This is a genomic window from Streptomyces sp. P1-3 (assembly GCF_050613155.1).
GTDB lineage: Bacteria > Actinomycetota > Actinomycetes > Streptomycetales > Streptomycetaceae > Streptomyces.
Window position 1 is genome coordinate 2,322,576 of record NZ_CP192512.1, and the last position, 25,151, is coordinate 2,347,726.

Below are 25,151 nucleotides of genomic sequence, written 5' to 3' on the forward strand. Positions count from 1 at the left end.
CAACGATCAACGCCGGGGGGCTAACGTCTGTCCCGTGGCTCACTTTCGACTTCAGGGGAGCAAGGTCCTCGCCGTCGACCTGGCCGGCGATTCCGTCAAGGCCAAGAAAGGGTCGATGGTCGCGTATGACGGCGAGATGTCCTTCAAGAAGAAGACCGGTGGAGGTGAGGGGCTGCGGGGGGTGGTGACGCGGCGACTCACCAACGAGCAGATGGCGGTCATGGAGGTGAAGGGGCACGGGACGTGCTACTTCGCCGACGACGCCAACGAGATCAGCCTGGTCACGCTGCACGGGGAGAAGCTGTATGTGGAGGCGAGCAATCTGCTGTGCACCGACGCGGCGCTGCGCACCGGCACCACCTTCACCGGGCTGCGCGGCTCGGCCCAGGGCAACGGCCTGTTCACCACGACGGTGGAGGGCAGCGGGCAGGCGGCGCTCCTGTCCGAGGGCACGGCGGTGGTGCTGCGAGTGACCCCGCAGACGCCGCTCCAGGTCGACCCCGGGGCGTACATCGCGCACACCGGGAACCTCAAACAGCACTTCCAGTCCGGTGTGAACTTTCGCACGTTCATGGGCGAGAGCTCCGGGGAAGCGTTCCAGATCCGCTTCGAGGGCGACGGGCTCGTGTACATCCAGCCCAGTGAGCGCGAAACCGTGGGGGGTGATCTCTGATGGCGTTCACGGTGATCAACACCCGGATGGTGCGGACACAGCTGACGCCGGGTCAGAAGCTGTTCAGCCAGCGCGGCGCGATGCTCGCGTACACCGGCGACGTGCACTTCACGCCGAGCATGACCGGCGGGCAGGGCGGGGTACTGGGCATGATCGGCCGCCGGATCGCGAACGAGGCGACCCCGCTGATGACGGTGGAGGGCAGCGGCACGGTGATGTTCGGCCACGGCGGCCACCACGTCGAGGTGATAGAGCTGACCGGCGAGACCCTGTACGTCGAGGCGGACCGGCTGCTGGCCTTCGACGGCACGCTGCGGCAGGGCACGATGTTCATGGGCTCGCAGGGCGGGGTGATGGGCATAGTGCGCGGCCAGGTCACCGGGCAGGGGCTGTTCACCACGACCCTCGAAGGACACGGCTCGGCGGCGGTGATGGCGCACGGCGGGGTGATCGAGCTGCCGATCGCTCCCGGCCGCCCGGTGCATGTGGATCCGCAGGCGTACGTGGCGCACCGGGGCGAGGTCCGCAGCAAGGTCTCGGCCTCCATCGGATGGCGGGAAATGGTGGGGCGCGGCTCGGGTGAGGCGTTCCAGCTGGAGCTGTCCGGCACGGGCACGGTGTACGTCCAGGCATCGGAGGAGAAGCTTTGAGCGTCCACCCCGGCATGGGCCAGCAGGGCCCCGTCATCCACGACGCCGACACGCTCCCGGTCAACGACAACATCAATCCCTACGCCTTCAGCGTGGATCTGGACGGCCAGTGGTTCCTCCAGAAGGGGAAGATGGTCGCCTACTACGGGAAGATCGACTTCCACGGCTTCGGGCACGGCCACCTGGACCGGCTGGTGGCGCACAGCTTCCACTCCCCGCTGCACGTCGCGGACTGGGTGGTGGCCGAGGGCCGGGGCAAGATGGTGCTGGCGGACCGGGCCTTCGACGTCAACTCCTACGATCTGGACGACGGGAACCTGACGATCCGGTCGGGCAACCTGCTCGCTTTCGAGCCGTCGCTGTCACTCAAACAGTCGATTGTGCCGGGCTTCTACACCCTCATCGGGACCGGGAAGTTCGTCGCCGCGTCCAACGGTCCGGTGGTCTTCATGGAGCCGCCGATCCGGGTGGACCCGCAGGCCCTGGTCGGCTGGGCGGACTGCCCGTCCCCCTGCCACCACTACGATCACCGCTATCTGCGCGGGTTCCTCGGCGCCGTACGCGCGCGTACGGGCATCGGCGGCACCTCGGGCGAGGAGCACCAGTTCGAGTTCGTGGGGGCCGGCACGGTGCTGCTCCAGTCGACCGAGCAGGTGCTGGAGGAGCGGCCGACGGGGAGTACCGGGGGTACCGGTTCGTAAGCGCGACGGTGCGGAGTGTAACGTCGAACGGGTGACCTCTAGTCCGACACATCCATTGGTTCGAAATTCAACTTCTTTGGGTAGAATACATCCTATGGAGACCGAGAACGGCACCCGCTGGCTCAGCGACGAGGAACAGTGTGCGTGGCGCACCCACCTGGACGTCAGCAGACTGCTGACGTACCAGCTCGAACGGGACCTGCAACCGTTCGGTCTGACCATCAACGACTACGAGATCCTGGTCAACCTCTCGGAATCGCAGGAGCACCGGATGCGGATGAGCGACCTCGCCGCGGCCACCCTGCAGTCCAAGAGCCGGCTCTCCCACCAGATCACGCGGATGGAGAACGCCGGGCTGGTCCGCCGGGAGAACTGCGAGTCGGACCGCCGCGGACTGTACGCGGTGCTCACCGAGACCGGGTGGGAGACCATGCGCAAGGTCGCCCCGCACCACGTCGACTCCGTCCGCAAGCACTTCATCGACCTGCTGGACCCGGCCGACCTGGCGGCGCTGCGCAGCTCGCTCACCCCCGTCGCCGAGCATCTGCGGACCCAGCGCAACCAGCCCTAGGGCGCGCCCGACCGCAAAGTGGCTACGAGCCCTAGAGCGACGGGAGCCGCACCTCGAACAGCGCGCCGCCGCCCGCCGCCACGCCGACGGTGAGCGAGCCCGCGTGCCGCAGCACCACGTCCCGCGCGATGGCGAGGCCCAGCCCGGCCCCGCCATCGTCGCGGGTGCGCGCCTCGTCCAGCCGGACGAACCGCTCGAAGATCCGCTCGCGCTGGTCCTCGGGCACCCCGGCACCGTCGTCGGCCACCGCGAGCACGGCCTGACCGTCCTCGGCCCGCAGCTCGACCCGCACCCCGGTGGCGGCGTGCCGCTGCGCGTTGTCCAGCAGGTTGCCCAGCACCCGCGCCAGCTGCCCGCGCGACCCGGCGACCGTCACCTCGGCCAGTCCATCCACGGTGACCGGCAGCCGGTCCCCCGTGCGCTGGGCCAACTCGTCCCGCACCAGCCGCGCCAGCTCCACCCGGGCCGTCGGCGGCGGCCGCTCCCCCGCGTCCAGCCGGGCCAGCAGCAGCAGATCGGCGGCGAGCCGCTGCAACCGCACCACGTCCGCCACGGCCCCGTCCACGTCCAGCAGTTCCGGATGAGCGACCCCCACCTCCAACTGCGTGCGCAGCGAGGCGATGGGACTGCGCAGCTCGTGCGAGGCGTCGGCGACGAACCGCCGCTGCCGCTCCACGGACGTCTCCAGCGCGGCGAGGGTCTCGTTGGTGGTACGGGCCAGCCGGGCCACCTCGTCCCGCGAGGCGGGCTCCGGCACCCGCCGGGACAGGTCCGTACTCGCCGTGATGGCGGCCATCTCGCGCCGGATGCCCTCAACCGGCCGCAGGGCGCGCCGGGTCACCAGCCAGGTCACCGCGGCCACCACCGCGAGCAGCGGCGGCAGCCCCATCAGCATGGCCTGCCGCACGGTGCGCACGGCACCGCGCTCGGCGGCCAGCGGGGCGCCCGCGTAGACGGTGACCTCCTCGTCGCGCGGGGTGGTGACGTCGACCACGGCGAAGCGGTAGTCGGCCGTCTTCCCCTCGACCCGGGCGGTGCCGGTGGCGAACCGGGGCTCGGCGGAGATCTTCCCGGGCCCCAACTCCTCGGCCTCGTCGTCGTCATCGTCGTCATCGTCGCCGGACGGCGCCGGCGGGACGGTGACCACCTTGACGGAGGTGCTCCCGGTGCCGGTCAGCGCCTGGAGGTCGTCGCTGACCGCCCGTACCCGCCGCCGGTCGTCCACGACCTGCACCGGCGGGTCGTCGTCCAGATCGAGCCGGTCGAACGCCGTGCCCGTCGCCAGCCGCGAGGCGACCTCGCGCGCGGCGACCTGGGCCTTGAGCTCGGCCTGGTTCCGCAGATGGTCCTGGAGCACCTGGAGCACCGCGACACCGGCGGCCACCAGGGCGACCGCCACCACCAGCGTCGCGCCGAGCGCCGCCCGGGCCCGTACCGAACCGAACGCCTTAAGCACGCGTCACCAGCCGGTATCCGGCGCCCCGCACGGTCTCGATGAGTCCGGGGCCCAGCTTCCTGCGCAGCGTGCTCACGTACACCTCGACGATGTTGGGGTCGCCCTCGTAGGCGAAGTCCCACACGTGCTCCAGGATCTCGGGCTTGGACACCACGTCCCCGGCCCGCAGCGCCAGTTGCTCCAGTACGGCGAACTCCTTGGCGGTGAGCGCCACCGCCGCGCCGTCGCGCGCCACGCGTCGCGCGCCCCGGTCGACGGTCAGCCCGCCGGCCCGCAGCACGGGCGAGGCCCCCTGGCCGCGCCGCCGCACCAGGGCCCGGACGCGCGCCAGCAGCACCACATAGCTGAACGGCTTGGTCAGGTAGTCGTCCGCGCCGGTGTCCAGCCCCTCGGCCTCGTCGTACTCGCCGTCCTTGGCGGTCAGCATCAGGATCGGGACGTCGTTTCCGGCCGCGCGCAGTGTCGAGCAGACCCGGTATCCGTTCATGCCGGGCAGCATGATGTCGAGGATGACCAGGTCGTACGCGCTCTGGCCCGCCTGATGCAGCCCTTCGAGCCCGTCGTGCACCACATCGACGGCGAAGCCCTCGGCCGTCAGCCCCTTGGCCAGCGACAGGGCGAGCCGCTTCTCATCCTCCACGATCAGCACGCGCATGGTCCAACGATCGCAGAGCGCACCTGAAGAGCTCTTCAGGTGCCTTCAGGCTGCCTTCAGCATCGCCCGGCGATGGTGGATCACGTCAGCCCGACGAGGGCCTTCGACAACGACCCGGAGGAACACTCATGAAGCGCAACATCGTCATCACCGCCGTCGCGGCCCTGGCCCTGATAGGCGGCGGCACGGCCACGGCGTTCGCGGTCGCGGACGACGACGCCCACGCCGCCACGGCGACGGCGTCGAGCGTGGGCGTGGCGGACCGCGACGACGACGCGCACGAGGACGCACAGGACGACGCCGCCGACGCCCGCGCGGTCCGCGACGCGCTGAAGGGCGCGGAGATCGACGCCTCGGAGGCCGCGAAGGCGGCCGCCGCGCACGGCACGGTGGTCTCGGTCGACCTCGACGACGACGGCAAGGACAAGGGCTGGGAGGTCGAGGTCCTGGGCAGGAACGGCAAGGAGCGGGAGCTCTTGGTCGACCTGAACACCGGCAAGGTCACGGCCGCCCCGGCGGACCACGACGACTCCGACGACGACGCGCACGACGACGAGGACTGACACCCGGGGGCGCCAGCCGGGAGGGCCCCGGCTGGCGTCCTCTGCGCGTGCTGCCGGTACGGGTGTGCAGCGGGCCGGTCAGCCGCCGGACGGCCGGAGGGGACGTGGCGGGTGCCCCCGCAGCGCGGCGAACATCTCGCCCCGTACCCCGCGGTCGACCAGTAGGTTCGCCGACCGAGTGGGGGCACCTCCCAGCGGCCGCGCTGGGGGAACCCGGCGGCGGCCCCGACCCACGCACGGACGCGGGCGCCCCGGCCACCGGCCGACAGACGCCCGCGTACGTGTACGGCCCCTCGCCGGGAGACGACCCCGCGCCCTACGGCCCCTCGCCGGGAGGCGATGTCGTCAGACCCGCCACCAGTTCGTCCGCCGCCGCGTACGGGTCCAGCTCGCCGCCCGTGATCCGATCCGCCAGCGCTTCGAGCCGGCGGTCGCCGTGCAGGTCGCCGATCCGCTCCCGCAGCGTCGTGACCGCGATCGTCTCCACCTCGACCGCCGCCCGCCGGTGCCGCCGCTCCGCGAGGACGCCCCGTTCCTCCATCCAGGCGCGGTGCTTCTCCAGCGCCTCGAGGAGTTCGTCGATGCCCTCGGCGCGCGCCGCCACCGTCTTCACGATCGGGGGGCGCCAGTCCCCCGGCCCGCGGGCCTCGCCCAGGCCCAGCATGTGGTTCAGCTCGCGCACGGTCGCGTCGGCGCCGTCCCGGTCGGCCTTGTTCACCACGTACACGTCGCCGATCTCCAGGATCCCGGCCTTGGCGGCCTGGATCCCGTCGCCCATGCCGGGGGCGAGCAGCACCACGGACGTGTCGGCCTGGGCGGCGATCTCCACCTCCGACTGGCCCACGCCCACGGTCTCCACCAGGATCACGTCGCAGCCGGCCGCGTCCAGGACCCGGATCGCCTGCGGCGCGGCCCAGGCCAGGCCGCCCAGGTGGCCGCGGGTGGCCATGGAGCGGATGTACACGCCCGGGTCCGAGGCGTGGTCGCTCATCCGGACCCGGTCGCCGAGCAGCGCGCCGCCCGAGAAGGGGGACGACGGGTCCACGGCCAGCACCCCGACGCGCTTCCCGGCCTTGCGGTAGGCGGTGACCAGCGCCGAGGTGGAGGTGGACTTGCCGACGCCCGGAGAGCCGGTGAGCCCGACGACGTACGCGTTGCCGGTCAGCGGGGCGAGCGCGGCCATGACCTCGCGAAGCTGCGGCGACGCCCCCTCCACCAGGGAGATCAGCCGGGCCACGGCCCGGGGCCGCCCCTGCCGTGCCTGCTCCACCAGCTGGGGGACGTCAACCATCGTCAGCACTCCGCTCCGTCGTTCCGTACGGCCTTCTTCGCCCCGCGCCCGGACGGGGCGCTACTTGCCGTTGGCGGGGACGCGGATGATCAGGGCGTCGCCCTGGCCGCCGCCACCGCACAGCGCCGCCGCGCCCACGCCGCCGCCGCGCCGCTTCAGCTCCAGCGCCAGGTGCAGCACGATCCGCGCGCCGGACATGCCGATCGGGTGCCCCAGGGCGATGGCGCCGCCGTTGACGTTCACCTTTTCGGTGGACACGCCGAGGTCCTTCATGGACTGGACGGCGACCGCGGCGAACGCCTCGTTGATCTCGACCAGGTCGAGGTCCTCGACGCCCAGGCCCTCCTTGCCCAGCGCGTGCGTGATCGCGTTGGACGGCTGGGACTGGAGGGAGTTGTCCGGGCCGGCGACGTTGCCGTGCGCGCCGATCTCGGCGATCCACTCCAGGCCCAGCTCCTCGGCCTTGGCCTTGCTCATCACCACGACCGCGGCGGCGCCGTCGGAGATCTGCGAGGAGGTGCCGGCGGTGATCGTGCCGTCCTTGGCGAACGCCGGGCGCAGCTTGCCCAGGGACTCCGCGGTGGTCTCGGGGCGGATGCCCTCGTCCTTGGCGAAGAGCACCGGCTCGCCCTTGCGCTGCGGGATCTCCACCGGCGTGATCTCGGCCTCGAACAGGCCGTTCTTCTGCGCGGCGGCGGCCCGCTGGTGCGACAGGGCGGCGATCTCGTCCTGCGCCGGGCGCTCGATGCCGAGCCGGGTGTTGTGCTTCTCGGTGGACTCGCCCATGGCGATGCCCTCGAAGGGGTCGGTCAGGCCGTCGTGGGCCATGGCGTCGAGCATCTCGATCGCGCCGTACTTGTAGCCCTCGCGGGACTTGGGCAGCAGGTGCGGGGCGTTGGTCATGGACTCCTGGCCGCCCGCGACGACCACGTCGAACTCGCCGGCGCGGATCAGCTGGTCGGCCAGCGCGATGGCGTCGAGCCCGGACAGGCACACCTTGTTGATGGTCAGCGCCGGGACGCTCATCGGGATCCCGGCCTTGACGGCGGCCTGGCGGGCGGGGATCTGCCCGGCGCCCGCCTGGAGCACCTGCCCCATGATCACGTACTGCACCTGGTCCCCGCCGATCCCGGCCCGGTCCAGCGCCGCCTTGATGGCGAAGCCGCCGAGGTCGGCCCCGGAGAAGGAGCGCAGGCTGCCGAGCAGCCGGCCCATGGGCGTACGCGCGCCCGCGACGATCACTGAGGTGGAGCCGGTCGTACGAGTCATGGTGCTGCCCCTTCGGGAAGGAAGGAAGTTAACGAGGGTTACCTGCAATGTACTGAGCGGTACCCTCCCGGTCACCGGCCCGTGGGTGTGATCGCGCGCACGTTGCGTAACCATCCCGCGAGCGGTGCACTGAACACATGCTGACGAGAATCGACCACATCGGGATCGCCTGCTTCGACCTCGACAAGACCGTCGAGTTCTACCGTGCCACGTACGGATTCGAGGTGTTCCACAGCGAGGTCAACGAGGAGCAGGGCGTCCGCGAGGCCATGCTGCGGATCAACGGCACCGACGACGGCGGCGCCTCCTACCTCCAGCTCCTGGAGCCCACCCGGGAGGACTCCGCGGTCGGCAAGTGGCTGGCGAAGAACGGCGAGGGTGTGCACCACATCGCGTTCGGCACCGCGGACGTCGACACCGACGCCGAGGCCATCCGCGACAAGGGCGTCCGGGTGCTGTACGACGCGCCGCGGCGCGGGTCGATGGGCTCCCGCATCACCTTCCTCCACCCCAAGGACTGCCACGGCGTACTCACCGAACTGGTCACCGCGGCACCACCCGCCGAGGCGGACCACTGACCTTCCCCTTCCCCGGCCGGTAGAGTGCAGGCGCGGCCGGGGTCACGGGAACGGGAGAATGCACGGGGCCCGGTCCAGGCTTTGCCGATGATCTGACACCATTTCTTCGGAAGGGCCGGCTCCGGGTACGACCACGCAGGACGGAGCAGGCTGCCGACGCGACCAGGGGACGGATGGGACCGCGCAGTGCGGGGCTACGACCGCTACGAGCCTGACGACCACCTCGCGAAGTTCGAGGCCGAGATGGAGCGGCTGAAGACGGAGCGCGAGAAGGCCGTCCAGCACGCCGACGACCTCGGCTACCAGGTCGAGGTGCTGCGCGCCAAGCTGCACGAGGCGCGCCGTACGCTCATGTCCCGCCCCGCGTACGACAGCGCCGACCTGGGCTACCAGGCCGAGCAACTGCTGCGTAACGCCCAGATCCAGGCCGACCAGCTGCGCACCGACGCCGAGCGCGAGCTGCGCGAGGCCCGTGCCCAGACCCAGCGGCTGCTCCAGGAGCAGGCCGAGCGGCAGGCCCGGCTGGAGGCGGAGCTGCACGCCGAGGCGGTCGCCCGCCGCCAGGAGCTGGACCGCGAGCTGGCCGAGCGCCGCGCCACCGTCGAGAGCCACGTCAACGAGAACGTCGCCTGGGCCGAGCAACTGCGCGCCCGCACCGAGTCGCAGGCCCGCCGGCTGCTGGACGAGTCGCGGACCGAGGCCGAGCAGTCGCTGGGCGCCGCCCGCGCCGAGGCGCAGCGGCTGGCCGACCAGACCCGGCAGCGCATCGCCGCCGAGGCGGAGGCGGCGCGCGCCGAGGCCGAGGCGATCCAGCGGCGGGCCCGCGGCGACGCCGAGCGGCTGCTGAACGCCGCGTCCACGCAGGCGCAGGAGGCGACCGACCACGCCGAGCAGCTGCGCACCAGTACGGCCACCGAGTCGGAGCAGTCGCGGCAGCAGGCCGCCGAGTTGACCCGGGACGCCGAGCGGCGCATGCAGGAGGCCGAGGAGGCGCTGCGTACGGCGCGCGCCGAGGCCGAGAGGGTCCTCGCCGAGGCCAAGGACGCGGCGGCCAAGCGGCTTTCGGCCGCGGAGTCGGACAACGAGCAGCGCACCCGTACGGCCAAGGCGGAGATCGCCCGGCTGGTGGGCGAGGCCACCAAGGAGGCCGACGCGCTGCGCGCCGAGGCCGAGCAACTGCGGGACGACGCGCGCGCCGAGGCGGAGCGGGAGATCGCCGAGGCGCGGGAGACGGCGCGCGCCCAGGCCGTGGAGGACTCCGCGGCGCAGCTGGCCAAGGCCGCCCGGAGCGCCGAGGAGGTGCTGTCCAAGGCGTCCCAGGACGCGCAGGCCACCACCAAGGCGGCGACGGAGGAGGCCGAGCGGATCCGCCGGGAGGCGGAGGCGGAGGCCGACCGGCTGCGGGGCGAGGCGCACGACACCGCCGAGCAGCTCAAGGGCGCGGCGCAGGACGACACCAAGGAGTACCGCGCCAAGACCGTCGAACTGCAGGAGGAGGCCCGCCGACTGCGCGGCGAGGCCGAGCAGTTGCGCGCCGAGGCGGTCGCGGAGGGCGAGCGCATCCGGGGCGAGGCGCGCCGGGAGGCGGTGCAGCAGATCGAGGAGGCGGCCAAGACCGCCGAGGAGCTGCTGACCAAGGCCAAGGCGGACGCGGAGGAGACGCGTTCGGGCGCCACCGCGGAGAGCGAGCGGGTACGGACCGAGGCCGTCGAGCGCGCCTCGGGCCTGCGCAAGCAGTCCGAGGAGGCCCTGGAGCGGGCGCGCGGCGAGGCCGAGGAGCTGGTGTCCGCCGCCGAGGAGCACGCGGGGACGGTCCGGTCCGAGGCGGCCGACGCGGCCGAGCGGCTGCGCGAGGAGACCGAGCAGGCGCTCGCGGAGCGGCGGAGCGAGGCCGAGGAGGAGCTGACCCGCCGCCACGAGGAGGCGGAAGCGCGGATCGCCGCGGCCGAGGAGGCGCTGCGCGAGGCGCGCGCCGAGGCGGAGCGGCTGCGCAAGGAGGCCGCCGAGGAGAGCGAGCGGCTGCGGGCGGAGTCCGCGGAGCGGCTGCGGGCCCTTCAGGAGCAGGCCGAGACCGAGGCGGAGCGGCTGCGCGGCGAGGCGGCCGAGGAGGCGGCGGACACCCGCGCCGAGAGTGAGGCCGCGGCGGCCCGGCTGCGCGGCGAGGTCGCCGCGGAGGCCGAGCGGCTGCGCGCGGAGGCGCAGGAGGCCGCCGACCGGACGCGCGCGGAGGCGAAGGCCGCCGCCGAGCGGCTGGGCGAGGAGGCCGCGGAGGCGCTGGCCGCCGCGCAGGAGGAGGCCACCCGGCGCCGCCGCGAGGCCGAGGAGCTGCTGGGGGACGCGCGCGGCGAGGCCCAGCAGGAGCGGGAGCGGGCGCACGAGCAGAGCGAGGAGCTGCTGGCGTCGGCCCGCAAGCGGGTCGCGGAGGCGCAGGCCGAGGCGCAGCGGCTGGGCGAGGAGGCCGATCAGCGGGCGTCCGAGCTCGTCGCCGGGGCCGAGCAGAAGGCGCAGGCGGTACGGGACTCCGTGGCGGGGCTGCACGAGCAGGCCGAGGAGGAGATCGCCGGGCTGCGTTCGGCGGCCGAGCACGCGGCGGAGCGCACCCGCACGGAGGCGCAGGAGGAGGCGGGCCGGGTCCGCACCGACGCGTACGACGAGCGGGAGCGGGCCGCGCAGGACGCGACGCGGATCCGTACGGAGGCGCAGGAGGCGTCCGAGGCCGCCAAGGAGCTGGCCGAGCGCACGGTTTCGGACGCGCTCGCGGAGGCCGAGCAGCTGCGGGCGGAGGCCCGTAAGGACGCCAACAAGCGGCGCGCGGACGCGGCCGAGCAGGCCGACCGGCTGGTGTCGGAGGCCTCCTCCGAGGCGGAGCGGCTGGTCGGCGACGCGACGGAGGAGGCGGAGCGGCTGCGGGACGAGGCCGACCGGCTCCGTACCGAGTCCCGCGAGGAGGCCAACAAGCGCCGCACCGACGCCGCCGAGCAGGCCGACCGCCTCGTCACCGAGGCGACCGCCGAGGCCGAGCGGCTCGCCGGCGACTCCACCGCGGAGGCGGAGCGGCTGGTCGGTGAGGCGACCGCGGAGGCCGAGCGGCGGGTCGGCGATGCCACGGCGACGGCGGAGCGGCTGGTCGGCGAGGCGACCGCGGAGGCCGAGCGGCTCACCGCGGAGGCGCGGCGGCTGGTGACGGACGCGAACGCGCGGGCGCAGCAGCTGCGCACGGAGGCGACGGACGCGCGGGCGGCGGCCGAGCAGGACGCGTCGCGGACCCGGGCGGAGGCGCGCGGGGACGCCAACAACATCCGGTCGGAGGCGGCGCAGCAGGCGGACCGGCTGCTCACCGAGGCCCGCGAAGAGGCGGACCGGCTGACCACCGAGGCGCGGGACGACGCCAACAAGCGGCGCGCCGACGCGGCCGAGCAGGCCGACCGGCTCATCACCGAGGCCACCGCCGAGGCGGAGCGGCTGGCCTCCGAGGCGGCCGGCGAGGCCGAGCGGCTGCGTACCGAGGCCGCGGAGACGGTCAACTCGGCGCAGCAGCACGCGACGCGCACCCGTGCCGAGACGGAGAAGGCCGCGGCGGAGGCCGCCGCGACGGCGGACCGGGTCCGCGGCGAGGCGCGGGCGGAGGCCGAGCGCACGGTCGACAAGGCCCGCCAGGACGCCAACAAGCGGCGCGCGGACGCGGCCGAGCAGGCCGACCGGCTGGTCAGCAAGGCCAGCAGTGAGGCCGACAAGCTCACCAAGGAGGCGCGGGAAACCGCGCTGCGGACCGCCACCTCCGCCGAGGAGCAGGCGGACGCCATGGTCGGCGCGGCCCGCAAGGAGGCCGAACGGCTCATCAAGGAGGCCACGGCCGAGGGCGCGGCTCTGGTGGAGAAGGCCCGTACGGACGCCGACACGATGCTCGGCGAGGCGCGCGGGGACTCGACGGCCATCCGGGAGCGTGCCGAGGAGCTGCGGACCCGGGTGGAGGCCGAGGTCGAGGAGCTGCACGAGCGGGCCCGGCGGGAGTCGGCGGAGCAGATGAAGGCGACCGGCGAGCGCGTCGACAAGCTGGCGGCGGCCGCCGAGGCACAGCTGGCGGAGGCCAAAGAGAAGTCCGAGAAGGTGCTCTCGGACGCCAGCAGCGAGGCGAGCAAGGTGCGGATCGCCGCCGTGAAGAAGGCCGAGGGGCTGCTCAAGGAGGCGGAGCAGAAGAAGGCCGACGCCACGCGGGACGCGGAGCGGATGCGCGCGGAGGCCCGGGACGAGGCGCAGGCCATCGTCGACGAGGGCAAGCGGGAGCTGGAGGTGCTGATGCGCCGCCAGGAGGACATCAACGCGGAGATCTCGCGGGTCCAGGACGTGCTGGAGGCGCTGGGTTCGCTGGAGGCACCGGGCGGCGGCGCGGCGAAGGGTGCCGGCGCGGCGAAGGACGGCGGCGGAGTCAAGGCCGCGGCCGGGGCGGGCGCGGCCCGTTCGGGCGGCAAGTCGTCGGGTTCGTAGGCGCCGGGCGCCCTATGCTCGCGGGTCCCGGGGTGGTATGGCGTGGCGCGAAGGCGGTACGGAGTGGTCCAACTCTGCCACTACGTCAGTTTTGCGCCATGACTATCCCTCTCGCGGGTGACAAGCGTTCGGTTGACACTCCACTCAAAAGGCTGGACATTCTCCAGATCAAACGGGCATTGACTCGATGACACGCCGGTCGGCCCCCTAGGATTCCCTCTATCACCTCACCGGTCTCTTTCGACAGGAACCCCATGAGCGACACTTCCTCCCCCTTCGGCTTCGAGCTCGTGCGGCGTGGATACGACCGCGGTCAGGTGGACGACCGCATTACCAAGCTCGTCGCCGACCGTGACAGTGCACTGGCCCGTATCACCTCTCTGGAAAAGCGCATCGAGGAGCTGCACCTCGAAACGCAGAACGCTCAGGCCCAGGTCACCGACGCCGAGCCGTCCTATGCGGGACTCGGCGCGCGCGTCGAGAAGATCCTCCGGCTCGCCGAGGAGGAGGCCAAGGACCTGCGCGAGGAGGCCCGCCGGGCGGCCGAGCAGCACCGCGAGCTCGCCGAGTCCGCGGCCCAGCAGGTGCGCAACGACGCGGAGTCCTTCGCCGCGGAGCGCAAGTCCAAGGCCGAGGACGAGGGCGTCCGGATCGTCGAGAAGGCGAAGGGCGACGCGGCCACGCTGCGGGCGGAGGCGCAGAAGGACGCGCAGTCCAAGCGCGAGGAAGCCGACTCGCTGTTCGAGGAGACCCGGGCCAAGGCCGCGCAGGCGGCGGCGGACTTCGAGACGAACCTCGCCAAGCGGCGCGAGCAGTCCGAGCGCGACCTGGCCTCGCGTCAGGCCAAGGCCGAGAAGCGGCTGGCCGAGATCGAGCACCGCGCCGAGCAGCTGCGCCTGGAGGCCGAGAAGCTGCGGACGGACGCGGAGCGCCGGGCCCGCCAGACGGTGGAGACCGCGCAGCGCCAGGCCGAGGACATCGTGGCCGACGCCAACGCCAAGGCGGACCGGGTGCGCAGCGAGTCCGAGCGCGAGCTGGCGGCGCTCACCAACCGCCGCGACAGCATCAACGCGCAGCTGACCAACGTCCGCGAGATGCTGGCGACGCTGACCGGCGCGGCGGTGGCCGCGGCGGGCTCCCCGGCCGACGAGGAGTCGTCCTCGCGGGGTGTCCCGGCCCAGCAGAGCCGGTGAAGTCCCGGAGGTTCCGGGGATAGTCACCCATTTTCCGATAAACGTGTGCGGCGGGCTCCCACTTCCTGTGGGACCCGCCGCACACGTTTATCGCCGGTTTCCCGCCAGTTTCTCTACGCCTTCTCCACGGCTCCTTTCCGGTTTCCCTCCAGTGGCGACGGCCGCTGCCCGCACTTAGCGTGGCTGCATGATCGAGCTGGCGGGGCTGACCAAGAGGTACGGCGACAAGCTGGCCGTCGACGGACTCACCTGCACCGTCCGACCCGGCGTCATCACCGGTTTCCTCGGCCCCAACGGCGCGGGCAAGTCCACCACCATGCGGATGATGCTCGGGCTGGACAACCCGACCGCGGGCAGCGTCCTCATCGACGGCAAGCACTACCGCCAGCTCACCGATCCGCTGCGGTACATCGGGGCGCTGCTGGAGGCGAAGGCGGTGCACGGCGGCCGCAGCGCGTACAACCATCTGCTGTGCCTCGCGCAGAGCAACGGCATCCCGCTCGCCCGCGTCGAAGAGGTGCTGGAGATGGTCGGCCTCACCCCCGTCGCGCGCAAGCGCACCAAGGCCTTCTCGCTCGGCATGGGGCAGCGGCTGGGCATCGCCGCGGCCCTGCTCGGCGACCCCCAGGTGCTGCTCTTCGACGAGCCGGTCAACGGCCTCGACCCCGAAGGCATCCACTGGATCCGCAACCTCATGAAGGCACTGGCGGGCCAGGGCCGTACGGTCTTCGTCTCCAGCCACCTGATGAGCGAGATGGCGCTCACCGCCGACCATCTCGTCGTCATCGGGCAGGGCAGGCTGCTCGCGGACACCTCCATGTCCGACTTCATCGCGCGGAACTCACGGGCGTACGTACGACTGCGCTCACCGGACCGGGAGCGGCTGCACGACGTGCTCACCGCCAGCGGCTACAAGGTGTCCGCGGGAGCGGACGGCAGCATCGAGGTGGACGAGGCGGATCCGGCGCGCCTCGGCGAACTGGCCGCCGAGCGCCGGATCACGCTGCACGAACTCAGCCCTCAGCAGGCGTCGCTGGAGGAGGCGTTCATGCGGCTCACGGCCGAGTCGGTGGAGTACCACGCGCACGCCGCCGCGACGACCGCCGGTCCGGGCGGCGGCGCCGGGCCCGGTGGCGGCCCCGGGCCCGAACCCGGTCCCGCGACCGGGCCGGGTGCCGGACCCGTCGCGGTCCACGGCGGCTGGGGGCACGACTGGCGGAAGCGGAAGGGGCCTTGAGCATGCCGGTGGTGACGCAGGTCCTGCGCTCGGAGTGGACCAAGATCAGGTCGGTGCGCTCCACGGTGTGGACCCTAGGGCTGGCCGTGGTGATCACGGTGGCGCTCGGCGGGCTGATCAGCGCACTGGTCAAGAACGACTACGACAACCTGTCGGCACACGACAAGCTCACCTTCGACCCGACCTTCGTCAGCTTCGCCGGGACCGGACTCGGCCAGCTCGCGATGATCGTCTTCGGGGTGCTGGTGGTCTCCAACGAGTACAGCACGGGGATGATCCGCGCCTCACTGGCCGCGGTCCCGCAGCGCGGCACGTTTCTCTTCAGCAAGGTCGCGATCGCCACACTGCTCGCGCTCGCGGTCTCCATGGTCACCAGCTTCGCCGCGTTCTTCACCGGCCAGGCGATGCTCGGCGATCTCAAGGCGACTCTGGACGATCCCGGCGTGCTCCGCGCGGTGCTCGGCGGCGGGCTCTACATGACGCTGATCACGGTCTTCGCCATGGGCGTGGCCACCATGCTGCGCAGCCCGCTGCTCTCGCTGGCCATCTTGATGCCGTTCTTCTTCCTCGTCTCCAACATCCTGGGCAACGTCTCCGCCACCGAGAAGATCGGCGACTACCTGCCCGACCAGGCGGGCCAGAAGATCATGCAGGTGGTGACGGCCGGCGACGACGCGCCGTACGGGCCGTGGGGCGGCTTCACGATCATGGCGCTGTGGGTGGTGGCCGTGCTGGCCGCCGGATACCTGCTGCTGAGGAAGCGCGACGCGTAGCCTCGGGAGATGTGATCGACGGCGCGGGCGCCGCGGCCGACGACACACGTGCCGACGACAGGCGTGGCGGCCGATGACGCGGGTGAGACGACGATGACGCGGACGAGGGGACCGATGGCATGGGCGATGTGACCGACCGCAGTCTGGAGTCCCTGGGGTTCACGGACGTGCCCCTCGACCAGCCGCTCACCTACCCCGGCCGCCCCGTCTCCGGCCCGGTGCTGCTCCACAACGGCGAACTGTGGCCGCTGACGGCCCGGCCCGGGCCGCTGGGCGGCTGGCCGGTCGCCGGGCCCGACGGCAACGGCGTCGACAGTGACGGCGACGGGCCCCGCGACGGCGGCGGCGACCTTCTGGACGCGGTCCTCACCCGGCTCGGCACGGCGGTCATCGCGGCCCGCCACCCGGTCATCGCCGTCGGCTCCAACGCCTCCCCCGCCCAGCTGCGGCGCAAGCTGACCCGGCGCGGCGTCGGGATGACGCTGCCGATGGCGCGGGTGACCGTGCACGGGATCGGGATCGGGGTCTCGGCGCACATCGGGACGGCGGGGTACGTCGCGGCCGCGCCGTACGCGGACCCGCTCGCGCGGACGGAGGTGGTGGTCGGCTGGTACGACGACGAGCAGCTGAGGGTCGTCGACGACACCGAGCACCCGAACTACCGGCGCCTGCTGCTTCCGGGCGCTGACTTCCCGATGACACTGCCGTCCGCCGAACCGCTGGCCGCCGCCTTCGTGTACGCGGGAGTACACGGCGTACTCAGCGGGCCCGACGGGGCGCCCCGGCCCGGCGGCGGCGACCAGAGCGCGCTGCTCGCCGCGCTGCTCGCGGCCTCGGGACGGCTGCGCGAGCTGCTCGGGCCCGATCCGGAGAGCTGGGTACGGCGGGCGCGCGCGGACGCGGCCGTGCGCGCCGCGGGGCGGGCGGTCTTCCGCGAGGAGGGCTGGGCGCTGCCGCAGGAGGCGTTCGCCGCTCTGGGACGCCTCTCCGGGCGATAGGTCACGGTCCGCGCCCAGGTCACAGTCCGCTCTCAGGTCACGGTCCGCTCTCGGTTCCGGGGGCACGGAACCGGCGCCGCACAGTTATTCTCCTTACCCGCACGGGGGCACGAACGCCCTGGCAATTTCGTTGAAGGGCGGAGAATGATCGAGGCAGTCGGCCTGACGAAGCGCTACGGCGCCAAGACAGCCGTATACAACCTGTCCTTCCAGGTCCGGCCGGGTGCCGTGACCGGCTTCCTCGGCCCCAACGGATCCGGCAAGTCGACGACGATGCGCATGATCCTCGGGCTCGACGAGCCGACCGCGGGGCATGTGACCGTCGGCGGCTACCCGTTCCGCCGGCTGCCGAACGCGCCGCGCCAGGTCGGTGCGCTGCTGGACGCGAAGGCCGTGCACGGTGGCCGCAGCGCCCGCCAGCACCTGCTGTGCCTGGCCCAGCTGTCCGGCATCCCCGAGCGCCGGGTGGACGAGGTGCTCGGCGTCGTCGGCCTGCAGAACGTCGCCAGGAAGCGGTCCAAGGGCTTCTCTCTCGGTATGGGGCAGCGGCTGGGCATCGCCGCGGCGCTGCTCGGCGACCCGCAGGTGCTGCTGTTCGACGAGCCGGTCAACGGCCTCGACCCCGAGGGCATCCTCTGGGTCCGCAACCTGATGAAGCAGCTGGCGGCCGAGGGCCGTACGGTCTTCGTCTCCAGCCACCTGATGAGCGAGATGGCGCTCACCGCCGACCACCTGATCGTGATCGGCCGCGGCCAACTGCTCGCCGACATGAGCGTCCGGGACTTCATCTCGTACAACTCCGCCGACTTCGCGCGGGTGCGGGTGCCCGACGGCGAGCAGCAGCAGCGCGAGAAGCTGACGACCGTCCTGAGCGAGGCGGGCGGCCAGGTGCTGCCGGAGACGGACGGCGCGCTGCGCGTCACCGGTCTGCCGCTGCCGCGCATCAGCGACCTGGCCCACGGCGCGGACGTGCGGCTGTGGGAGCTGTCCCCGCATCAGGCCTCGCTGGAAGAGGCGTACATGCGGATGACGCAGGGCGCGGTGGACTACCGCTCCACGGCGGACCAGCGGGCCGGTCTCCAGCAGCAGGTGCCGGGCGGGATGCCGGGCATGCCGGGGCAGCCGTTCGGGATGCCGGCAGGCCAGCCGGCGGTGGCGCCGCTGCCGCCCGGGGCGTTCACGGCACCGCCACCGCCGCACGCGGGCGCTCCGGTGCCCGGCCAGCAGCCGAACCCGTACGCCGCGGCGCCGGGGCCGTACGGGCCGGGGGCGCAGCCGGGTGCGGGCGCGCCGGTGCTGCCGGGTCAGGGGCCCTCCCCCTCCCCCTCCCCCGCCGCTCCCCTGGCGCAGTCCGCCCCGCCGGCTCCGCCCGCCGCCCCCGCCGATCTGAACAAGCGCGACAGCGAGGACGCCCGATGACCACCCCGCAGCAGCCCCAGGCGCCCGGCCACCCGCAGCCGCCGACCGCGCCCGCCGGACCGCCGCCGACCCCACCGCAGCACCAGCACCCGGCGCCGCCGCACGGCGCGGCACCGCAGGTCCAGGCCCCGGCACCGCAGCAGCAGCACGCGTATGCCGCTGCCGCCCAGGCCCCCGCCCAGCAGCAGGCGTACGCCGCGGCCGCCCCGGCGCAGGCCCAGGCCCACGGCGGCGGTGCCGTTCCCGGCTACGTCTCGCCGATCCCGATCCAGCGGACGCATCTCGGGCACGCCCTCGCCTCCGAGTGGACCAAGATCAAGTCGGTCCGCTCGACCATGTGGACACTCGGCGTGACGATCGCCCTCATCGTCGGCATCGGCCTGATCGTGGCGTCCTCCGTGTCCGACGGCGCCGACCTCGACGGCAACTCGCCGCTGATGTTCGGCTTCTTCGGCGTACTGCTGGGCGTGATCCCCGTCATGACGCTCGGCGTGATGGCCATCTCCTCGGAGTACGGCACCGGCATGATCCGCACCACGCTGACGGCCTGCCCGAGCCGATCGCGCGTCCTGACCGCGAAGGCGATCGTCTTCTTCCTGCTGACCTTCGTCGTGACGACCGTGTGCACCACCCTGGTCGCGATGATGGACGACTCGATGCTCGGCGATCTCAGCGGCGCCGCCGAGACCACCGGCGAGGACTGGTTCAAGTCGACGGTCGGCATCGGCCTGTACGTGGCGACGCTCGGCCTGCTCTCGCTCGCCGTCGGCTCGCTGATCCGGCACTCCGCGGGCGCGATCACCATCATGATCGGCGTGGTCCTGCTGCCGCTCGTGCTGGCGATGTTCATGCAGGGCGAGAGCCTGGAAGACCTGCGGATGGCGCTGCTGGAGTACTCCGTCCCCAGCCAGCTGGGCGTGATGTACAGCAACGAGATCACGGACTCCGGTCCGTCCGGCTGGGAGCCCCTGCTGATCACGGCAGGCGTGGCGGGGGCGGCTCTGGTCGCCGCGTACGCGCTGCTGGACAAGCGCGACGTATAACCGCACGTGGCCGGGGCCCGGGTCCGGTACGCCCGCCGGGTCCCCCGCCGCTCAATATCTCGGCGCGTTACGAGACCGCTGGAGCCGCGCGCTCCGGCGGTCTCGCGCGTTCCAGCAGGCCGTGTGCCAGTGCCGCCGGTCGTCCGCCCCGGAGTGCTGCCGCCAGGCGACGACATGCGGTCTCCCGGGCGGGATCTCCTGGTCGCAGCCGGGGCAGCGGTAGTGCTTGGCGGCGCCGCCGCCGGCGATGCGCCGCACCACCCACTCCTCGTCCTGCCAGGTCTCGGTCTGCTCCAGGCCGTGGCGGTCTCGGGGCCCGGGATCATGGGCGGGGGCTGTTCCACCGCCTTGCGGGCGGTTCCGGCGTGGTGACATGGGGCACCTCGGAAGGGCTGTTGGGCTACGGACTGTGACCAGCGTACGCGGCTTCGTCACAGGGCCGGAGCGCGATGTCCACAGGCCCTCTGTGATCATCTGAAAACTTCCGTACCAGGCCGTGCCCTTGGCACGTGTCAGGCGTTGTTGCCAGTAAGGGGGTGCGCGTTCGGAGCGCCGAGCCGTAAGAGGAGGCAGAGAGCGACATGCGCGTTGGGGCATTCATCCTGGCCGCTCAATTCCCGGGCCAGGGCCAGGCGGAGGCGTTGCACCGGGCGATCCGGTCCGCCGACGTCGCGGAGGCGGCGGGGCTGGACGCGGTCTGGCTCGCCGAGCACCACTTCGTTCCGTACGGAGTGTGCCCGTCCGCCGCCACCCTCGCCGCGCTGATGCTCGGACGTACCCGGCGGATAGGGGTCGGCACGGCCGTGAGCGTGCTGTCCACCGCGCATCCCGTCGCTCTGGGCGAGCAGGCGGCGCTGCTGCATCTCGCCTCCGGCGGCCGCTTCACCCTGGGGGTCGGGCGCGGCGGGCCGTGGGTGGACCTGGAGGTCTTCGGCACGGGTCTGAAGGCGTACGAGGAGGGCTTCCCGGAATCGCTGGACCTGCTGCTGCGCTGGTTGCGGGAGCCGCGCGTGGGCGCGGACGGGGAGCGCTTCGCCTTCCGCGAGGTGCCGGTCGTGCCGCGCTCCGACGAGCCTTTGGAGGGGCAGGAGGTCTGCGGGCCTCCGGTGGTCGTGGCCTGCACCTCGCCCGGCAGTGTCCGGCTCGCGGCCGAGCGCGGGCTGCCGATGCTGCTGGGGATGCACTGCGGGGACGAGGAGAAGGCCGACATGGTCGCTTTGTGGCGGGAGTGCGCGCGGGCGGCGGGCCACCCGACCGAGGCGGTGGCGACGGCGGAGCATGTCTCGGCCGGGGTGGCGCAGATCGCGGACAGCCGGGCCGAGGCCGCCGAGACGCTGGCGAAGGCCATGCCGGGCTGGTTGCGCCAGGGACTGGCCGCGCATACGACCGTCGACGGCCGGCACCGCGCGATGCGTGACCCCCAGGCGTACACGGAGATGCTGTGCGGGCTGCACCCGGTCGGGCCGCCGGGGTTGTGCGCGGACCGGCTGGCGGCCACCGCGGAGCGCACCGGCATCCGTCGGTTCGCCCTGCTGGTCGAGGGCTCGGGGGATCTGGCGACCACCGAGCAGAACGTCCAGCGGCTCGGGCAGGATGTGCTGCCCCTGCTGGGCTGACGCGCGCCGCCGACCGCCGAAGGCGGTGTGGCGCTGTCGTGGGTTGCTGCCGCTCCTGCTTTGAAAAGCACCTCCCACCCCGGAGCGGCAGCCAAGGTACGTCAGCAGTCGCGCAGTTCGGGTGACTGGTTGAGCAGCTGCCCTCGTATGGACGTGAACCGGGCCAGGCGCTCGTCGGCCGAGGCGTCCAAGGGGAACACCGCCACCCGATGGCAGTTCTGGAACGCGAGCCGCACTCCGAAGTGCCGCTGCAGCGCACCACGGATCGCGTCGCTCGCCAGTGCCCGCAGCAGCTGACCGCGCGCGCGCTCGTCCGGCGGGGGCGTCTGGTTGTCGGCGAAGTCGCCGCCGTCAACCTTGAGCTGGGCCACCAGAGAGCTGATCATCTCCCACGCGTACGGCAGGGAGGTCCGGACGCAGTCGACGAAAGCCGCTTCGTCGACCTCGCCTCGCTCGGCCTGTTCGAGGAGGGCCGGTGAGACGTCCAGCGACATTGGGTTCTCCTCTCGCGACCCCGGGGACCAGGGTCTCAGGGATGGGCGAGCGGTCGACTCACGCAGCGTGCCCGTACGACGACCGCCCGCTTCAACGGTAATTCGGCCACAGCGTCGACACCAGGAGAATGCACACACAACCAGCCAATGTCGAACAGCACCATCGGTGGACGAATCGCGTGCACCGCCCGCCGTCGAGTAGCGTTGCCGACCATGCGTCTCGTCATCGCCCGTTGCTCCGTGGACTACGCGGGCCGTCTCACGGCCCACCTCCCCTCGGCCCCCCGGCTCATCCTCGTCAAGGCCGACGGCAGTGTGTCGATTCATGCGGACGACCGGGCCTACAAACCCCTGAACTGGATGTCCCCGCCGTGCACCCTCAAGGAGGGGGACGGCTCTGTGTGGACGGTTGTGAACAAGGCGGGCGAGAAGCTCATCATCACCATGGAGGAAGTCCTGCACGACTCCTCGCATGAACTCGGGGTGGATCCGGGCCTGATCAAGGACGGCGTGGAAGCGCACCTTCAGGAACTGCTCGCCGATCGGATCGAGACACTCGGCGCCGGCTGGACGCTTATTCGGCGGGAATACGCCACTGCCATTGGCCCCGTGGACATTCTCTGCCGGGACGCGGACGGGGCGACGGTCGCCGTGGAGATCAAGCGGCGGGGCGAGATCGACGGCGTGGAGCAGCTCACTCGCTATCTGGAGCTGCTGAACCGCGATCCCCACCTGGCGCCGGTGAAGGGCGTCTTCGCGGCGCAGGAGATCAAGCCGCAGGCGCGGGTGCTGGCGACGGACCGCGGCATCGGGTGCGTGGTGCTGGACTACAACGCGCTGCGCGGCATCGAGGACGACAAACTGCGGCTCTTCTAGGCCGCCGTCCGGAGGCGGCGTCCTTCGGGGCGCTGCGGACCCCGGTCGCCAGTTGAACGCCGGACGGGCTCGTGGACACGAGCCCGTCCGGCGTTTCGCGTGCGGTGGCGGTCAGGCCGGGGAGCCTGAGTCCGCCGTGGTGGCGGAGGCCGAGGGGGCCCCGCTGGCTGTCGTCGAGGCGCCGTTCGTGGGCGCGGACGTGGCGGTGTTGGTGGGTGTCGGCTCCGTCGGTGACGTCGTCGGCGGTTTCGTCGTCGGCGGCTTGGTCGTCGTCGGAGGCTTGGTGGTGGTCGGGGGCTTCGTCGTGGTCGGGGGCTTCGTGGTGGACGGCGGCCGGGACGACGACGGCGGGCGGGTCGTGCTCGGGGAGGACGGGTCTCCGCTCGTCGACGGAGCGCCGGTGGTCGGCGCACCGCTGGTTCCGGCGCTGCCGGTCGCCCCGGGGGACGCCGGCGTCGTCGGGTTGCCGCTCGTGCCCGGGCGGGGGCCGCCGGTGGTGCCGGGGGGCGTGGTCTCCTCGGGCAGCCCCGAGTTGTTCGCGTCGTCCGGCTGGGAGGTCGTGCTGTCCGGCCGGGTCGTGTTCGAGGGCGACTCGTCGTCGTCCGAGGTGGCGCCGAGGGTGACGACCGTGCCGAGGACGGCCACCAGCAGGGCGCCCGCTCCGGCCGCGACCATGTTGCGCCGGGCGCCGCCCAGCGCCGCGGCCAGTGGCAGGCCGCGGCCGCGCTTCCCGGTGCCGCCGGGCGCGCCGCCGCCCGCGGCGGCCGCCGCGGACGACGGGGTGGTGCCGAGTGCCGGAGCGGTGCCGGGTGCCGGGGCGGGCACGGCGCCGAGCGGCTCGGTGGCGGCCGTGGTCTCCTTCGCGGACGCCGGGTACGCGGGGGCGGGGGCGGGGGCGGGAGGCATCGGCGGCAGTTCTTCGGTGGGCGCGTCACCGGGTACGCCCGCGGGGGCCGGCGGCGCCGGGCGGGCCGTGCGGTCGGCCACCAGCGCGAGGGCCCGGCGGCCCGCGACCGCGCCGCGTTTGTCGGCGAGTACGCCGCGCAGCCCGATGGACGCCTCCAGTTCGGCCCGCGCCCGGTCCAGGTTGCCGGTGCACAGGGCGAGCACGCCCAGTTCGTGGTGGAAGTAGGCCTGTTCGGCGACCTCGCCCGCCAGCCGCGCGGCCGCCTGGCCGTGCCGCAGGGTGCGCTCCCAGGCGCTCCAGTGCAGCGCGGTGGCCAGCGCGGGCGCCGCCGTACGGGCCAGCAGCACGGCGGCGCTGGAGTGCCCGGCCTCCTGCCCGGCCATGAGGGCGGTGAGGGTGGCGAGGATCGCGTCGGACTCCCGGGCGACCCGGTCGGGGGTGACCGAGGGGTGCCCGGTCCACCAGGCGTAGTGCTGGGCGAGGCGCTGCGCGTGTGCGGGGGCCCTGTCGGCGTGTCCGGCGTCGCTGAGCCGCGCCGCCACTCCGGCCGCGAGCCGGTAGCCGGGACCGGCGGAGGTGATCAGGCCGCACGCGGCGAGTTCGGCGATGGCCGCGTCGGCGTGGGTGTCGCCGGACAGGGCGGGCAGGTGCGCCTGGGCCGGGACCTCGCCACCGATCGCGATCGCGAGCCGCAGGGTGTCGCGCGCCGCCTCGCTGAGCCGGGAGGCGAGCAGCACGGCGGGGGCGGCGCCGTCGGCCAGGGAGGGCAGGCCGCCGCGGGGGTTTCCGGCGCCGGCGGATGCTCCCAACCGCAGCAGGGCACCGGCCTGGACGAAGCGCAGCGGCAGCCCCTCGGACTCGAACCACAGGTCGGCGGCCCAGTTCGCCTCGTCCTCCGTCAGCGGCCGCTGCGCGGCCCGCTCCAGCAGTTCCAGGCAGGCGGTGCGGCTGAGGCCGCCGAGGAAGACCTCCTCCAGGTGGGAGTCGGCGGACGGGGCGGCGACGTCGGGGGTGGCGGAGATCAGGAAGGCGCACTCGGGGGTGGCGTCGAGGAACTCGTCCAGCGCCGTGCCGCCGAATTCGATGTCGTCCAGGACCACGACCGCGCCGATCTCGGCGACGGCGGCCAGCAGCCCGTCCCGGTCCGGCCGGTAGGTGGGGGCGTCGTGGACCGTGGCGTAGAGCTCGTACAGCAGGTCGGTGGGGGTGCGGTGGCGGCCGCAGAGCCGTACGACGCCGTCGGGTGCCAGGTCGTCGCAGTCGGCGGCGACGGCGTCCAGCAGGGCGGTGCGGCCGGCTCCGGAGGGCCCGGTGACGCGTACCGAGCGGCCTCGGGAGAGCAGCCGGCCCAGGCGTACGCGCTCCTCGTTCCGCTCCAGCATCGGCGTGTCGGGGCCGGGGGCGCCGGGGGTGCCCGAGGGCAGCGGCGGCGGGGTGGCGGCGCGTCTGTGCTCGGCCCGCTCCCGGGCGCCGCGGCGGCCGGGCGGCTCGGGGCGTTCCCCGGGAGCGCAGGGCTCTATCTCGCTGCCGTCGACGGGGTTGACCGTCAGGACGTGGTCGCCGCTGACGATCCGTGCGGTTCTGGCGACGCCGGGTGGCGGCGACAGGTCCCGGGGCGGCAGCGGCGCGGGGCCGCCGTCGTCGTCTGCGCGGCCCGGGTCGTCGTGCCCGTGCTCGTCCGGTCCCATATTCGTCGGCTCCAT

General features: G+C 73.0%; 22 protein-coding genes. 15 read left to right on the forward strand and 7 right to left on the reverse strand.

Annotated elements, in window-relative coordinates:
- Positions 1 to 34 precede the first annotated feature (34 nt).
- The 4 genes from ACQUSR_RS09560 to ACQUSR_RS09575 all read left to right on the forward strand — a co-directional run bounded on the left by ACQUSR_RS09560 (position 35) and on the right by ACQUSR_RS09575 (position 2,595).
- Entirely contained in the window at positions 35 to 673 is a 639-nt protein-coding gene (locus tag ACQUSR_RS09560; RefSeq protein ID WP_431042130.1) for an AIM24 family protein, read from the forward strand.
- Positions 673 to 1,323 carry an AIM24 family protein gene (locus ACQUSR_RS09565; RefSeq protein WP_431042131.1) on the forward strand — a complete coding sequence of 217 codons (651 nt, stop codon included), beginning with the start codon at positions 673 to 675 and terminating at the stop codon, positions 1,321 to 1,323. The genes ACQUSR_RS09560 and ACQUSR_RS09565 overlap by 1 nt, the downstream gene beginning before the upstream one ends.
- 14 nt (positions 1,324 to 1,337) lie before the next feature.
- Complete coding sequence (locus tag ACQUSR_RS09570; protein WP_431047471.1) at positions 1,338 to 2,024, forward strand: AIM24 family protein; 687 nt, start codon at positions 1,338 to 1,340, stop codon at positions 2,022 to 2,024.
- Between the two features lie 94 nt (positions 2,025 to 2,118).
- On the forward strand, positions 2,119 to 2,595 hold the full coding sequence (locus ACQUSR_RS09575) for a MarR family winged helix-turn-helix transcriptional regulator (protein ID WP_431042132.1): 477 nt from the start codon (positions 2,119 to 2,121) through the stop codon (positions 2,593 to 2,595).
- Positions 2,596 to 2,626: 31 nt separating this feature from the next.
- On the opposite strand, the gene ACQUSR_RS09580 is transcribed toward ACQUSR_RS09575, so the two are convergent.
- Together ACQUSR_RS09580 and ACQUSR_RS09585 are read right to left on the reverse strand one after the other, a co-directional pair.
- Positions 2,627 to 4,051 carry an ATP-binding protein gene (locus ACQUSR_RS09580; protein ID WP_431042133.1) on the reverse strand — a complete coding sequence of 475 codons (1,425 nt, stop codon included), beginning with the start codon at positions 4,049 to 4,051 and terminating at the stop codon, positions 2,627 to 2,629.
- Entirely contained in the window at positions 4,044 to 4,706 is a 663-nt protein-coding gene (locus ACQUSR_RS09585) for a response regulator transcription factor (protein WP_431042134.1), read from the reverse strand. Before ACQUSR_RS09585 ends, ACQUSR_RS09580 begins: the two co-directional genes overlap by 8 nt.
- A 128-nt stretch (positions 4,707 to 4,834) precedes the next feature.
- Between ACQUSR_RS09585 and ACQUSR_RS09590 the strand changes: the two genes are divergently transcribed.
- The gene (locus ACQUSR_RS09590; RefSeq protein WP_431042135.1) at positions 4,835 to 5,269 is read left to right on the forward strand and encodes a PepSY domain-containing protein; all 435 of its coding nucleotides are present in this window, start codon (positions 4,835 to 4,837) and stop codon (positions 5,267 to 5,269) included.
- A 316-nt stretch (positions 5,270 to 5,585) separates the two neighbouring features.
- Here the strand turns inward: ACQUSR_RS09590 and meaB are convergent, their stop codons facing one another.
- On the reverse strand, positions 5,586 to 6,560 hold the full coding sequence (meaB, locus tag ACQUSR_RS09595; RefSeq protein WP_431042136.1) for a methylmalonyl Co-A mutase-associated GTPase MeaB: 975 nt from the start codon (positions 6,558 to 6,560) through the stop codon (positions 5,586 to 5,588).
- 60 nt (positions 6,561 to 6,620) lie between these two features.
- Positions 6,621 to 7,829: an acetyl-CoA C-acetyltransferase gene (locus ACQUSR_RS09600; RefSeq protein WP_431042137.1), complete on the reverse strand. Its 1,209-nt coding sequence runs from the start codon at positions 7,827 to 7,829 to the stop codon at positions 6,621 to 6,623.
- Between the two features lie 137 nt (positions 7,830 to 7,966).
- Here ACQUSR_RS09600 and mce point away from each other — a divergent pair, with 137 nt between their 5' ends.
- The 8 genes from mce to ACQUSR_RS09640 all read left to right on the forward strand — a co-directional run bounded on the left by mce (position 7,967) and on the right by ACQUSR_RS09640 (position 19,555).
- Positions 7,967 to 8,407: a methylmalonyl-CoA epimerase gene (mce, locus tag ACQUSR_RS09605; protein WP_431042138.1), complete on the forward strand. Its 441-nt coding sequence runs from the start codon at positions 7,967 to 7,969 to the stop codon at positions 8,405 to 8,407.
- A 186-nt stretch (positions 8,408 to 8,593) separates the two neighbouring features.
- The gene (gene scy / locus ACQUSR_RS09610; protein ID WP_431042139.1) at positions 8,594 to 12,892 is read left to right on the forward strand and encodes a polarized growth protein Scy; all 4,299 of its coding nucleotides are present in this window, start codon (positions 8,594 to 8,596) and stop codon (positions 12,890 to 12,892) included.
- 254 nt (positions 12,893 to 13,146) lie between these two features.
- Positions 13,147 to 14,085 (forward strand): cellulose-binding protein, encoded by a 939-nt coding sequence (locus ACQUSR_RS09615; RefSeq protein WP_431042140.1) that lies wholly within the window; start codon positions 13,147 to 13,149, stop codon positions 14,083 to 14,085.
- Between the two features lie 187 nt (positions 14,086 to 14,272).
- The gene (locus ACQUSR_RS09620) at positions 14,273 to 15,322 is read left to right on the forward strand and encodes an ABC transporter ATP-binding protein (protein ID WP_431042141.1); all 1,050 of its coding nucleotides are present in this window, start codon (positions 14,273 to 14,275) and stop codon (positions 15,320 to 15,322) included.
- 2 nt (positions 15,323 to 15,324) lie between these two features.
- Positions 15,325 to 16,095, forward strand: coding sequence for an ABC transporter permease (locus tag ACQUSR_RS09625; protein ID WP_431042142.1), 771 nt, complete (start codon positions 15,325 to 15,327; stop codon positions 16,093 to 16,095).
- Between the two features lie 119 nt (positions 16,096 to 16,214).
- The gene (locus tag ACQUSR_RS09630) at positions 16,215 to 17,093 is read left to right on the forward strand and encodes a hypothetical protein (protein ID WP_431042143.1); all 879 of its coding nucleotides are present in this window, start codon (positions 16,215 to 16,217) and stop codon (positions 17,091 to 17,093) included.
- Between the two features lie 144 nt (positions 17,094 to 17,237).
- Entirely contained in the window at positions 17,238 to 18,512 is a 1,275-nt protein-coding gene (locus ACQUSR_RS09635) for an ATP-binding cassette domain-containing protein (protein WP_431042144.1), read from the forward strand.
- Positions 18,509 to 19,555 carry an ABC transporter permease subunit gene (locus ACQUSR_RS09640; RefSeq protein ID WP_431042145.1) on the forward strand — a complete coding sequence of 349 codons (1,047 nt, stop codon included), beginning with the start codon at positions 18,509 to 18,511 and terminating at the stop codon, positions 19,553 to 19,555. The genes ACQUSR_RS09635 and ACQUSR_RS09640 overlap by 4 nt, the downstream gene beginning before the upstream one ends.
- Before the next feature lie 51 nt (positions 19,556 to 19,606).
- Here ACQUSR_RS09640 and ACQUSR_RS09645 read toward each other — a convergent pair whose 3' ends face one another.
- Positions 19,607 to 19,930 (reverse strand): ATP/GTP-binding protein, encoded by a 324-nt coding sequence (locus tag ACQUSR_RS09645; protein WP_431042146.1) that lies wholly within the window; start codon positions 19,928 to 19,930, stop codon positions 19,607 to 19,609.
- A 206-nt stretch (positions 19,931 to 20,136) separates the two neighbouring features.
- On the opposite strand from ACQUSR_RS09645, the gene ACQUSR_RS09650 reads away from it, so the two are divergent.
- Complete coding sequence (locus ACQUSR_RS09650; protein ID WP_431042147.1) at positions 20,137 to 21,171, forward strand: LLM class flavin-dependent oxidoreductase; 1,035 nt, start codon at positions 20,137 to 20,139, stop codon at positions 21,169 to 21,171.
- A 101-nt stretch (positions 21,172 to 21,272) separates the two neighbouring features.
- Here ACQUSR_RS09650 and ACQUSR_RS09655 read toward each other — a convergent pair whose 3' ends face one another.
- Positions 21,273 to 21,665, reverse strand: coding sequence for an SCO5389 family protein (locus tag ACQUSR_RS09655; RefSeq protein ID WP_431042148.1), 393 nt, complete (start codon positions 21,663 to 21,665; stop codon positions 21,273 to 21,275).
- Positions 21,666 to 21,878: 213 nt separating this feature from the next.
- Here ACQUSR_RS09655 and nucS point away from each other — a divergent pair, with 213 nt between their 5' ends.
- Entirely contained in the window at positions 21,879 to 22,541 is a 663-nt protein-coding gene (gene nucS / locus ACQUSR_RS09660) for an endonuclease NucS (protein ID WP_304463992.1), read from the forward strand.
- Between the two features lie 111 nt (positions 22,542 to 22,652).
- Here nucS and ACQUSR_RS09665 read toward each other — a convergent pair whose 3' ends face one another.
- Positions 22,653 to 25,151: an ATP-binding protein gene (locus ACQUSR_RS09665; protein WP_431042149.1), complete on the reverse strand. Its 2,499-nt coding sequence runs from the start codon at positions 25,149 to 25,151 to the stop codon at positions 22,653 to 22,655.

What these genes read in the sequence shown, in the direction of transcription:
- ACQUSR_RS09625 (WP_431042142.1), top strand. Translation starts at nt 15,325, where the DNA reads ATGCCGGTGGTGACGCAGGTCCTGCGCTCGGAGTGGACCAAGATCAGG.
- ACQUSR_RS09630 (WP_431042143.1), top strand. Translation starts at nt 16,215, where the DNA reads ATGGGCGATGTGACCGACCGCAGTCTGGAGTCCCTGGGGTTCACGGAC.
- ACQUSR_RS09645 (WP_431042146.1), bottom strand. Translation starts at nt 19,930, where the DNA reads ATGTCACCACGCCGGAACCGCCCGCAAGGCGGTGGAACAGCCCCCGCC.
- ACQUSR_RS09650 (WP_431042147.1), top strand. Translation starts at nt 20,137, where the DNA reads ATGCGCGTTGGGGCATTCATCCTGGCCGCTCAATTCCCGGGCCAGGGC.
- ACQUSR_RS09640 (WP_431042145.1), top strand. Translation starts at nt 18,509, where the DNA reads ATGACCACCCCGCAGCAGCCCCAGGCGCCCGGCCACCCGCAGCCGCCG.
- ACQUSR_RS09615 (WP_431042140.1), top strand. Translation starts at nt 13,147, where the DNA reads ATGAGCGACACTTCCTCCCCCTTCGGCTTCGAGCTCGTGCGGCGTGGA.
- ACQUSR_RS09635 (WP_431042144.1), top strand. Translation starts at nt 17,238, where the DNA reads ATGATCGAGGCAGTCGGCCTGACGAAGCGCTACGGCGCCAAGACAGCC.
- ACQUSR_RS09585 (WP_431042134.1), bottom strand. Translation starts at nt 4,706, where the DNA reads ATGCGCGTGCTGATCGTGGAGGATGAGAAGCGGCTCGCCCTGTCGCTG.
- nucS (WP_304463992.1), top strand. Translation starts at nt 21,879, where the DNA reads ATGCGTCTCGTCATCGCCCGTTGCTCCGTGGACTACGCGGGCCGTCTC.
- ACQUSR_RS09570 (WP_431047471.1), top strand. Translation starts at nt 1,338, where the DNA reads ATGGGCCAGCAGGGCCCCGTCATCCACGACGCCGACACGCTCCCGGTC.
- ACQUSR_RS09665 (WP_431042149.1), bottom strand. Translation starts at nt 25,151, where the DNA reads ATGGAGCCGACGAATATGGGACCGGACGAGCACGGGCACGACGACCCG.
- meaB (WP_431042136.1), bottom strand. Translation starts at nt 6,560, where the DNA reads ATGGTTGACGTCCCCCAGCTGGTGGAGCAGGCACGGCAGGGGCGGCCC.
- ACQUSR_RS09575 (WP_431042132.1), top strand. Translation starts at nt 2,119, where the DNA reads ATGGAGACCGAGAACGGCACCCGCTGGCTCAGCGACGAGGAACAGTGT.
- ACQUSR_RS09655 (WP_431042148.1), bottom strand. Translation starts at nt 21,665, where the DNA reads ATGTCGCTGGACGTCTCACCGGCCCTCCTCGAACAGGCCGAGCGAGGC.
- mce (WP_431042138.1), top strand. Translation starts at nt 7,967, where the DNA reads ATGCTGACGAGAATCGACCACATCGGGATCGCCTGCTTCGACCTCGAC.
- ACQUSR_RS09600 (WP_431042137.1), bottom strand. Translation starts at nt 7,829, where the DNA reads ATGACTCGTACGACCGGCTCCACCTCAGTGATCGTCGCGGGCGCGCGT.
- ACQUSR_RS09565 (WP_431042131.1), top strand. Translation starts at nt 673, where the DNA reads ATGGCGTTCACGGTGATCAACACCCGGATGGTGCGGACACAGCTGACG.
- ACQUSR_RS09590 (WP_431042135.1), top strand. Translation starts at nt 4,835, where the DNA reads ATGAAGCGCAACATCGTCATCACCGCCGTCGCGGCCCTGGCCCTGATA.
- ACQUSR_RS09620 (WP_431042141.1), top strand. Translation starts at nt 14,273, where the DNA reads ATGATCGAGCTGGCGGGGCTGACCAAGAGGTACGGCGACAAGCTGGCC.